The organism is Bradyrhizobium sp. CCBAU 11357, assembly GCF_028128865.1.
In the GTDB taxonomy this organism is placed as follows: Bacteria; Pseudomonadota; Alphaproteobacteria; order Rhizobiales; family Xanthobacteraceae; genus Bradyrhizobium.
This window is the reverse complement of record NZ_LBJW01000062.1, coordinates 1-7,815: the sequence shown is the minus strand read 5'-3', so window position 1 is coordinate 7,815 and position 7,815 is coordinate 1. Positions and strand designations below refer to the sequence as shown.

General features: G+C 66.4%; 8 protein-coding genes. 4 read left to right on the top strand and 4 right to left on the bottom strand.

Features of this window, described 5'->3' with window-relative positions; all coding sequences use genetic code 11:
• Nucleotides 1-41: 41 nt before the first annotated feature.
• Nucleotides 42-893: an alpha/beta fold hydrolase gene (locus XI05_RS09345; RefSeq protein ID WP_271500820.1), complete on the bottom strand. Its 852-nt coding sequence runs from the start codon at nt 891-893 to the stop codon at nt 42-44.
• 127 nt (nt 894-1,020) lie between these two features.
• Between XI05_RS09345 and XI05_RS09340 the strand changes: the two genes are divergently transcribed.
• The gene (locus XI05_RS09340; RefSeq protein WP_271500821.1) at nt 1,021-1,638 is read left to right on the top strand and encodes a CGNR zinc finger domain-containing protein; all 618 of its coding nucleotides are present in this window, start codon (nt 1,021-1,023) and stop codon (nt 1,636-1,638) included.
• A 125-nt stretch (nt 1,639-1,763) separates the two neighbouring features.
• On the top strand, nt 1,764-2,714 hold the full coding sequence (locus tag XI05_RS09335) for a LysM peptidoglycan-binding domain-containing protein (protein WP_271500819.1): 951 nt from the start codon (nt 1,764-1,766) through the stop codon (nt 2,712-2,714).
• Nucleotides 2,715-2,903: 189 nt separating this feature from the next.
• On the opposite strand, the gene XI05_RS09330 is transcribed toward XI05_RS09335, so the two are convergent.
• Nucleotides 2,904-3,977, bottom strand: coding sequence for a tartrate dehydrogenase (locus tag XI05_RS09330; RefSeq protein ID WP_271500818.1), 1,074 nt, complete (start codon nt 3,975-3,977; stop codon nt 2,904-2,906).
• Nucleotides 3,978-4,123: 146 nt separating this feature from the next.
• Here XI05_RS09330 and XI05_RS09325 point away from each other — a divergent pair, with 146 nt between their 5' ends.
• The gene (locus XI05_RS09325) at nt 4,124-5,041 is read left to right on the top strand and encodes a LysR family transcriptional regulator (protein WP_271500816.1); all 918 of its coding nucleotides are present in this window, start codon (nt 4,124-4,126) and stop codon (nt 5,039-5,041) included.
• Nucleotides 5,042-5,088: 47 nt separating this feature from the next.
• Nucleotides 5,089-5,913, top strand: coding sequence for an aspartate dehydrogenase (locus tag XI05_RS09320; RefSeq protein ID WP_271500815.1), 825 nt, complete (start codon nt 5,089-5,091; stop codon nt 5,911-5,913).
• Between the two features lie 4 nt (nt 5,914-5,917).
• On the opposite strand, the gene XI05_RS09315 is transcribed toward XI05_RS09320, so the two are convergent.
• The gene (locus tag XI05_RS09315; protein WP_271500814.1) at nt 5,918-7,222 is read right to left on the bottom strand and encodes a PQQ-dependent sugar dehydrogenase; all 1,305 of its coding nucleotides are present in this window, start codon (nt 7,220-7,222) and stop codon (nt 5,918-5,920) included.
• Between the two features lie 138 nt (nt 7,223-7,360).
• Nucleotides 7,361-7,570, bottom strand: a complete 210-nt coding sequence (locus tag XI05_RS09310; protein WP_025038081.1) for a hypothetical protein — start codon at nt 7,568-7,570, stop codon at nt 7,361-7,363.
• Nucleotides 7,571-7,815: the final 245 nt, after the last annotated feature.

The window sequence follows — 7,815 nt, the reverse complement described above, 5'->3', positions numbered from 1 at the left end:
CGAGGAACTGAGAGTGCGGGAGCGCGGATCGCGCTCCCTCGTCATCCCAAGAATGCGCGGATGGCCTCCGCGATTTCCCGCGCATGCGTCTCCAGCGCGAAATGGCCAGTGTCGAAGAACTGCACGACCGCATTGAGATTGTCGCGCTTGAACGCTTCGGCGCCGGGCGGAATGAAGAACGGATCGTTCTTGCCCCAGACCGCGAGGAATGGCGGCCTGTGCGTGCGAAAGTAGTCATGGAATGACGGATAGAGTGCGACGTTGCTCTTGTAGTCGCCGAACAGGTCGAGCTGCACGTCGTCCGAGCCCGGGCGCGCCAGAAAGAAGTTATCGAGGTTCGGGCCGTCCGGCGACACCGTCGTCGGATCGGGAACGCCATGGGTGTACTGCCAGCGCGTCGCCTCCGGCGTGAGGAAGGCGCGCAGCGCCTCGCGGTTGGCAGGCGAGGGGTCCTGCCAATAGGCCTTGATCGGCGTCCAGCCGTCGCTGAGGCCGTCTTCATAGGCGTTGCCGTTCTGCGAGATGATCGCGGTGATCCGTTCGGGGTGACGCAACGCAAGTCGGAAGCCGATCGGCGCGCCGTAATCGAAGACGTAGATCGCGAAGCGATCGAAGCCGATCACTTCGGTGAAGCGCTCGATCACCTGCGCGACGTTGTCGAAGGTGTAGTGGAAGGTTTCGCGCGAAGGCATGTCGGACTGGCCGAAGCCGGGAAGATCCGGCGCGACGATATGGAATTTGTCGGCCAGCAGCGGAATCAGGTCGCGGAACATGTGGCCGGCGCTGGGGAAGCCGTGCAGCAGCAGCAGCTTCGGCGCGCCTCTGGGTCCGGCCTCGCGATAGAACACCTTGAAGCCATCGACATCGGCGGTGCGGTAGGTGGTCGGGGTCATGACCGTCTCCATTGCTGCGAGTAACCCGTTAAATGCTTATAATGAGGTTACGTTTTCGTCGCGTAACTTGTCAACGGCTATTTTACTGGTTACAAAGGAGGCGTTATTCCGACGGCCAGGACTGCTCATGGACAGACCGCCCGCGATGTTCATCGCCGACTCGCTCGGCCTCGACTTCCTCAACTCGGTCGCAACACCGGTCGATACGCCTGTCGACTGGATCGACGATGGCGCTGGCCTGATCGACTGGCTGTCCCAGGCGAAGCTCGTGGCTGCGGAGGAGCTCGATGCGCTGAAGGCGCGCGCGAGGCCGGATGAGCTCGACAAGGTCGCCGATCAGGCCCGCGACTTGCGTGAGTGGTTCAGGGGCTTTGTTCTGAACCATGCGGGCAAGCCGCTGACAGAAAAGGCGCTGCACGAGCTCGGTCCGTTGAACAGCTTGCTCGAGCGCGATGAAGCGTTCAGCCGGATCGAGGCCGGGCAGGACGATGGCGGCGTCTTCGCGCTACGAATGAAACGGCGCTGGCGATCACCGGTGGCACTGCTGCTGCCGATCGGCGAAGCCATGGCGAAGTTCGTCTGCGAGGAAGACTTCTCCGACGTGAAGGCGTGCGAGGGCCATAACTGCACGATGCTGTTCGCCGATCACACCCGCAGGCGCGCAAGGCGGTGGTGCATCATGGCGGTCTGCGGCAACCGCGCCAAGCAGGCCGCGCATCGCAGCCGCCTCAAGGGCAGGCAGTGACCCGCCAGCGGCTTGATCCGCGCGGTGCGGCGCGCCTCGGTTCCCGTGCCCCAAAATCCACCCAATCGGTGGTCACTAAGCCCGGTCAGGGAGGCCGCTCCTCCCATGGTGGGACCGCTGAACTGATGATTCATTTGAGGCGACTAGTCGCGCTGGCAGCAATCGTGCTGCTGGCCTGGAGCAGCGGCGTGGCCGCGGCTTCCCCGCCCAAGTCCAAGACCACCACCTCCGCACCCGCAACTCCCGCCGCGCCGCCGCCCCCGCCGTTCGAGCCATTGCCGCCGCCGAAGGTCTACCTGTTTCGCGGTGCCATGGGTCCGATCTTCTCGACCGGCATCGACCGGCTCAGCGAGAAGCTGACGCAGGCCGGCTTCTCGGCGGACGTCTACGAATTCACCCTGTGCCGGCTGATCGGCAACCGCGCCATCGCCAGCTACAAGGAGAAGGCGGCACCGATCGTGCTGATCGGCCATTCCATGGGCGGGCTGTGCTCGGTCGTCATCTCCGAGATGGCGGCCAAGGAGAACATCCCGATCAGCCTCGTCATCGCCATCGATCCCGCGCACGCGACCGGGGATGTCCCCCTCAACGTCGAGCGCTTCATCAACATCTTCCTGTCCGACAGCGTGCTCGGCGGCGGCGACGTCGTGACTGTCCCCGGCTTTCGCGGCCATTACGCCAGCTATGACCTCAAGGAAAACGCGCGCGTCAGCCACATCAACATCGAGAAGTCCGACGATATCCATCGTCAGATCGTCGGGATGGTGACGCAGCTGCCGCGCATTCCGCCGCAGACGCAGGCCGATGCCGTGCCGCTGCGCTATCTGGTGCCGGCGGATACGCTGGTCGAATTGTGGGACAGCGGCGTGCGGGTGCCGGTGCGCCGCGGCGACACCATGGAGAGCATCGCCGCAGCCAACCGCGTGCCGCTGTGGACGCTGGCGCAGAGCAACTCGCTGCCGGAGAACGCGCAGTTGACGCCAGGCCAGACTATCATCGTCCCCCGCCATCTGACACCGCCCGAGCCGGCCGCCGCGATGGCCACGCCGCCGGCGGCACCGGCGGGGCGGAGGTAGGGGCCGTTATCTTGCCGCAGAAGGCGGTGCGCTCCCTCTCCCGCTTGCGGGGGAGGGTTGGGGAGGGGGCGTCTCCACGATCGAGGACCCCCGAGAGGAGAGAGCCCCCACCCGCCGCGCTACGCGCGTCGACCTCCCCCGCAAGCGGGAGAGGTGCAGCGAGTCGTGGCGACACGCGATCCGATAAGACTACACGTTCGATCCGTGGATCGCATCGATCACGGCGTCCGTGACCTCCTTCGTCGTCGCCTTGCCGCCGACATCCGGCGTCAGCACGCCCGCGGCGCAGACGCGCTCGACGGCGGCCATCAGCCTCGAGGCGGCATCCTTCTCGCCGAGATGCTCGAGCATCTGCGCGCCGGTCCAGAACGTCGCGACCGGGTTGGCGATGCCCTTGCCGGTGATGTCGAAGGCCGAGCCGTGGATCGGCTCGAACATCGAGGGGAAGCGGCGCTGCGGATCGATGTTCCCGGTCGGCGCGACGCCGAGGCTTCCCGCCAGCGCGCCGGCGAGGTCGGAGAGGATGTCGGCGTGGAGGTTGGTCGCGACGATGGTATCGAGGCTCTTCGGATGCAGCGTCATCCGCACCGTCATCGCGTCGACCAGCATCTTGTCCCAGGCCACATCAGGGAATTCGCCGGCGACCTCGGCCGCGATCTCGTCCCACATCACCATGCCGTGGCGCTGCGCGTTCGACTTGGTCACGACGGTCAGGAATTTGCGCGGGCGCGACTGCGCGAGCTGGAACGCATAGCGCATGATGCGGGTGACGCCGACGCGGGTGAACACCGCCACTTCCGTGCCGACCTCTTCCGGCAGGCCCTTGTGGGCGCGCCCGCCCATGCCGGCATATTCGCCTTCCGAGTTCTCGCGCACGATCACCCAGTCGAGATCGCCGACGCCGACATTGCGCAGCGGCGAGGCGACGCCCGGCAGGATCTTGGTCGGCCGCACATTCGCGTATTGGTCAAAGCCCTGACAGATCGGCAGGCGCAGGCCCCATAGCGTGATGTGGTCGGGCACATCAGGGGCGCCGACCGCGCCGAAATAGATCGCGTCGAACTTCTTCAGCTCGCTGAGACCGTCCGCCGGCATCATCACGCCGTGCTTCTTGTAATAGTCCGAGCCCCAGTCGAACGTCTTGACGTTGAAGGAGAGGTCGCCGCTGCGCTTGGCCAGGGCCTCCAGCACGCGGACACCGGCCGAGATCACCTCGGGGCCGATGCCGTCGGCGGGAATGGCTGCGATCGAATGGGTGCGCATGGAAAGCTCCGTGGGAGAGATCGTGCCGACATATTCGGCGGTTCGGCGTCGCCGGCGAATCTAGACGGGAGTGCAGGGCAAACTCAATCGGCGCTGGTTTATACAAAAAAATGATATAATCCTCGCTGAGACGAGAGGACCGGCAAATGGAATTGCATCAGCTCCGATGTTTCGTGGCGACGGCCGAGCAGCTGCATTTCGGCCGCGCGGCGCAGCAGCTCCAGATGCTGCCTTCTGCGCTCGGCCGGCAGATCAGGCTGCTGGAGGAGGATCTGGGAACGCGGCTGTTTGCGCGGACGACGCGCGCTGTGTCGCTCACCGAGGACGGCACGACGCTGCTGCGCGATGCCCGCGCCATCCTCGCCAAGGTCGAGGCGGTCGAGAGCAACCTCCGCAATCGCTCGCGCGCGGGGACCGCGCGGCGGCTGCGGGTCGGTGCCATCGACAGCGCCGCGGCCGGATTGCTGCCGCCGCTTCTGCGCGATTTCCGCGCCAGGCATCCTGACATCGCGGTGCAGCTCCTCGAAGACAAGACTGTCCGGCTGCTGCCCAAGATCTTGACCGGCGCGCTCGATCTCGCCTTCGTGCGTCCGCCTGACCGGCCGGACAAGCGGCTCGAATTCCGCGACCTGCTCCAGGAGAGCGCGATCGTTGCGTTCCCGCGCCGGCACGCGCTGGCGGGGCGCAAAGCGATCACGCTGGCGGATATTGCCCAGGAGGCGATGCTGGTGCCGGACCGCCGCTCGCGGCCGCACAGCCACGACCTCACGGTCAAGCTGTTCGAGGAGGCCGGCCTGACGCCGCGCATCGTGCAGGTCGCCGACGAGAAGCAGACCATCATCAACCTCGTGGCAACGAAGCTCGGGGTGGCGATCGTGCCGCGCTGGACCGCACGGATGGCGGTGACCGGTGTGCGCTTCGTGCCGCTTCGGCCGAAGCAGACTGGGCCGGTCGGCCGGCTGCCGCTTGCCGCCGCCTGGCTGCGCGGCTCGCGCGATCCGGCCCGCGATGCCATGCTGGCGGTTCTGGAAGCCCGCCTGCGCAGCTATGCGCGGGAGGCGTGAGCGGCTATGACATCGGCCAGGACAGAGACGAAGACAGAGGGATGGTGATGACGGATCAGAAGGCTTCGAGCGACTTGCGGGTGGCCATTGCAGGGCTGGGCTCGATCGGCACCAAGATCGCGACCGCGCTCGATCAGGGCATCGAGGGCCTGTCGCTCGCAACCGTGGCGGTGCGGGATCCCGCCAAGCATCAAGCCTTCATCGGCAGCTTGCGTCGCCCTCCGACAATCCTGCCGCTCGATCAGCTCGGCGAAGCCGCCGACATCGTGGTCGAATGCGCGCCGAGCAGCCAGCTGCGTGCGATCGTCGAGCCTGCGCTGAAGCGCGGCAAGGCCGCTGTCGTGGTCAGCGTCGGCGGCTTGCTCGACAATTTCGATCTCGTCGATCTCGCCCGCGCCAATGGCGGCCGCATTCTGGTGCCGACCGGCGCGCTGATTGGCCTCGATGCCGTCAACGCCGCCGCAATCGGCACTATTCATTCGGTGAAGATGGTGACGCGCAAGCCGATCGACGGCTTGAAGGGCGCGCCGTTCATCGTTCAGAACAACATCGACATCGACAATCTGCGCGAACCGCTGAAATTGTTCGAGGGCAGCGCGCGCGAAGCCGCAAAGGGCTTTCCGGCGAACGTCAACGTCGCGGTTGCGTTGTCGCTCGCGGGCATCGGGCCCGATCGCACCCAGATCCAGGTTTGGGCCGATCCGACCGTGACACGCAATGTTCACCGCATCGAGGTCGAGGCGGATTCGGCGCGCTTCTCGATGGGAATCGAGAACATCCCGTCCGAGAATCCCAAGACCGGCCTGATCACGGCGCTGTCGCTGATCGCACTGCTCCGCAAGCAGCGCGCCACACTCTGCGTCGGCACGTGAGCTGCTACGCCCCCGTCACGCGCCAGATCACGTTGCCGACGTCGTCGGCCATCAGCAGCGATTTCTTGTCGGGACCGATCGCGACGCCGACCGGGCGGCCGTAGGATTCCTTCTCGTCCGGGGACAGGAAGCCCGACAGGATGTCGCGACCGGGGCCGGAGGGCTTGCCGTTCGCGAACGGGATGAACACCAGCTTGTAGCCGGACAGCTTGCTGCGATTCCACGAGCCGTGCTGGCCGATCACCATGCCGTCGCCGAAGCCGGGCAGGGTGCCTGCGGGCATCCAGCACAGGCCGAGCGAAGCCGTGTGGCCACCGAGCGCGTAGTCCGGTTGAATGGCCTTGGCGACCATCGCCGCATCCTGCGGCACGCGGTCGTCCACCGTCTTGCCCCAGTAGCAATAGGGCCAGCCGTAGAAGCCGCCGTCGCGCACTGAGGTGAGATAGTCGGGCGGCGTCTCGTCGCCGAGGCCGTCGCGCTCGTTGACGACGGTCCAGAGCACGCCCGTCGTCGGCTCCCAGGCAAGGCCGACGGGATTGCGCAGGCCGGCGCCGAAAATGCGATGCGTGCCGGCAGCGAGATCGAGCTCATAGACGGCGGCGCGGCCTTGCTCGACCTCCATGCCCATCTCGGCGATGTTGCTAAGCGAGCCGACGCCGGCATAGAGCTTCTTGCCATCGGGGCTGGCGAGCAGGCTGCGCGTCCAGTGGCCGGCGGGCTTGAACGTCGTGAGCCGCTTGCCTGCTGCGGTGATGCGGTCGGCGTTGGGGACGTAAGGAAAGGCCATCACGCCGTCGGTGTTGCCGACGTAGAAAGTGTCGCCGACCAGCGCCATGCCGAACGGCTGGTTGAGGTTCTCCATGAACGCGCCGCGATGTTCCGCAACGCCATCGCCGTCCTTGTCGCGCAACAGCGTGATGCGGTTGGCGGAGACGCCGAGCGCCGCGGCGCGGCGCATCGTCGCCTGCATCGCATAGTGGAAAACGCTGCGCGGGGCGCCCGCGATCTGCGTCGCCTCGGCGATCAGCACGTCGCCATTGGGCAGCACCTCGATCCAGCGCGGATGGTCGAGGCCGGTCGCGAACGCGTTGACCTCGAGCCCGGGCGCAGCGGTCGGCTTCTGGCCCTCGCGCCAGCCGCGCGCGGTCGGCATCTTCAAGGTGGGGATCGCGCCTTGCGGCTTGGCTTCGGGAATGGCGGGCTTCTCACCCCAGGCCGGCGCGGGCTCGGTGCCCGTCATCTTGCGCCATTGCAGCGCGATGCCGCCGATGAACGCGACGAATTGCGCGAAGATGCTGGAAAACGTCATGACAGGCCCCCGGTTGCGCGCGCATCCAACTGGCTGACGGGGCAGACGTCAACCTGTGCGGCGCTCCGCCGGGGCCTATTCCCGTGGAATGGCAGCCGATCGAATTTGCATGGGACAGTCGCGGCGTCGGCCCGGAGATCAACGACCGATCTGCCGCTCCAGCCGCCGTGCCGCGCGAAAATCGTCCAGGTGACGGATGTTCGGCGCCAGCGCGGCTTCCCTGGACAGCAGATGATAGACCCGCGCCACCGTGCGCTGCTTCTGCTTCGTCCGCCCGGGCGGCAGCGCCCGCGCCTTGCGGACGGCGGCGATCGCGTGGGCGCGAAAATAATCGTAGGCGTCCGACATGGCTCGATGCTCTGCGGGCAGATGTCGAGGGGCAACGAGCGAGCGGAGAGCTGGTTCCTTGGGGACTCAGATCGTGTGCTCGTGCCCCGGACGCAGCGCAGCGCCCCGGCGATGCGAAGCATCGTCCGGTGCGATGCGCTGCGGAGCCGGCGCTCATCTCGGCCCATGCATGAAAAGCCGTCTGATGGGGTGGACGGCCCCCTACGGCATCAGTTGTGCCAGAATGAGGTTGTCACACACCCATT